At 61.6% G+C, this 2,555-nt stretch carries 2 protein-coding genes; both read right to left on the bottom strand.

Translation table 11 applies throughout. The features are described 5' to 3' along the window. The coding region (locus DBR24_RS29760; RefSeq protein WP_177490705.1) for an efflux transporter outer membrane subunit at window positions 1-988 on the bottom strand (988 nt) is incomplete at its 3' end. Continuing rightward, a partial coding sequence (locus tag DBR24_RS34450; RefSeq protein WP_256591984.1) for an efflux RND transporter permease subunit occupies window positions 985-2,555 on the bottom strand: 1,571 nt, incomplete at its 5' end. The genes DBR24_RS29760 and DBR24_RS34450, both read right to left, overlap by 4 nt.

Consider the following 2,555-nt stretch of genomic DNA (forward strand, 5'->3'; position numbering starts at 1 on the left):
GCGAACCGCGCCCGGCCGTCCAGCCGAGGAAACCGCTGAGGCTCACCCGTGGGAACAGGTCCGCTTTTGCCACGCCAATCCGGGCAGTCGCCGACGCCAGTTTGCGTTCGGCACTGAGGATGTCCGGACGCCGTTGCAGCAGCTCACCCGGGTCACCGATCGGTAGCGCCTTGGCAATGGCTGGCAGCTCTTTCGGGCTCAGGTCGACGGTCAGTTTGTCCGGGCGCTCACCCAGCAGGGTGGCGATGCGGTTCTTCTGTCGAACCTGTTCGGCCTGCAATTGCGGCACGCTGGCTTCGACCGAGGCCAGACGCGCATCGGCACGTTCGACGTCGAGTTGATCGCCCACACCGGCGTCACGCAGGCTGATGGTGATCTTGCGCGACTCTTGCTGGTTTTCCAGGTTGGCCACGGCGATCTTTTCGCGCAGTTGCGCACCGCGCAGTTGACCGTAAGCGTCCACCAGTTCGGCAATCATGGTGACTTGCAACTGATACAGATCGGCTTCAGCCGCTTGCTGGTCAGCGTCGCTGGCCTCCAGGTTGCGCTGGATGCGTCCGAACAGGTCCAGTTCCCAGGCCATGTCCAGGCCCAGGTCGTAGCGTTCACTGTTGACCCGTTTAGTGGTCTGGCCGGGGATTTGCCCCTTGGCCAGATCACTGCTGGCGCGGCTGGTGATGGTCGGCATCGCATCGTTGCTGACGTCGTCGCGAATCGCCCGAGCGGCTTTCCAGCGAGCGAACGCCACGCGCAGTTGACGGTTGCCTTGCAGCGATTGAGTCACCAACTGGTTGAGGGTCGGATCGTCGAATTGCTGCCACCAGATGCCTTCGAATTTCGAACGGTCGAAGTTCTTTTGCCCGGCGGCGCCATCGGTGACGGCCGTGATGTTGGCCGCCTCCGTGGCTGGGGTCTTGTAGTCGGGGCCGACGGCGCAGGCACTGAGGGCCAGCACCAGCAGACTCGGCAGGAAGGCTTTCAGACTCATTGTTGCGCCTCCAGTTTCATGGCCTTGGCCGCTTTGCGGGCTTCGCCGCGTTCGACGAAGTTACGGATCAGTACGTAGAACACTGGCGTCAGCAACAGACCGAAGAAGGTCACCCCGAGCATCCCGGAGAACACCGCCACACCCATGGCATGACGCATCTCGGCACCGGCACCGCTGGAGAACACCAGTGGCACCACACCCATGATGAACGCGAAGGAGGTCATCAGGATCGGCCGCAGACGCAGACGGCAGGCTTCCAGTACCGCAGCCAGCGGGTCGAGACCTTCCAGCTGTTTATCCTTGGCGAACTCGACGATCAGAATCGCGTTCTTACAGGCAAGTCCCACCAGTACGATCAAGCCGATCTGAGTGAAGATGTTGTTGTCGCCGCCGGAGATGATCACGCCGGTGATGGCCGACAGCAGGGTCATCGGTACGATCAGGATCACCGCCAGTGGCAGGCTCCAGCTTTCGTATTGTGCGGCGAGCACCAGGAACGCCAGCAGTACGCAGAGCGGGAACACGAACAGCGCGGTGTTGCCGGACAGAATCTGCTGGTAGGTCAGGTCGGTCCACTCGTAGGTCATGCCGTTCGGAAGTTCATCCTTGAGCAGTTTCTCGATGGCTTTTTCGGCCTGGCCAGAGCTGTAGCCGGGGGCTGCCGCACCGTTGATTTCAGCGGTGATGAAGCCGTTGTAGTGCATCACGCGATCCGGGCCCGAGGTGTCGCTGACCTTGATGAAGGTCGCCAGCGGGATCATTTCGCCCTTGTTGTTACGCACTTTCAGCTGGCCGATCTGGTCGGATTCGAGGCGGAACTGTTGCTCGGCCTGAACGTTGACCTGATAGGTGCGCCCGAAGCGGTTGAAGTCGTTGGCATACAGCGAACCCAGGTAGATCTGCAGGGTGTCGAAGATGTCGCTGACGGCCACGCCGTGGGTCTTGGCTTTCTCGCGGTCGATGGCGGCATCGACCTGCGGCACGTTCACGGTGTAACTGGTGAACAGGCCGGCCAGTTCCGGCACGCTGTGGCTCTTGGTGATGATGTTCATGGTTTCTTTGTACAGCTCGTCGTAGCCCAGGTTGCCCCGGTCTTCGATTTGCAGGCGGAAACCACCAATGGTGCCCAGACCTTGTACCGGCGGAGGCGGGAAGATCGCCATGTACGCTTCTTGAATGTTCGCATATTGACCGTTCAGGGCGCCGGCGATGGCACCGGCGGACATGCTCGGGTCTTTACGTTCGTCGAACGGTTTCAGGGTCACGAACACGATGCCGGCATTCGGGCTGTTGGTGAAGCCGTTGATCGACAGGCCGGGGAACGCTACGGCACTTTCCACGCCTGGTTGTTTCAGGGCCAGGTCGGACATGCGCTTGATCACGTCTTCGGTGCGATCCAGGCTCGCGGCGTCCGGCAGTTGCGCGAAGGCCACCAGGTATTGCTTGTCCTGGCCGGGTACGAAACCGGTCGGCGTGCTGGAGAAACCGAAGAAGGTCAGCACCATCAGGCCAGCGTACAGCAGCAGGGCGATGCCGCTGCCACGGATAACCCGGCGCACGGTGCCGA

Origin of the sequence: Pseudomonas sp. HMWF006 (assembly GCF_003061205.1) — a bacterium.
Taxonomy (GTDB): Bacteria; Pseudomonadota; Gammaproteobacteria; order Pseudomonadales; family Pseudomonadaceae; genus Aquipseudomonas; species Aquipseudomonas monsensis.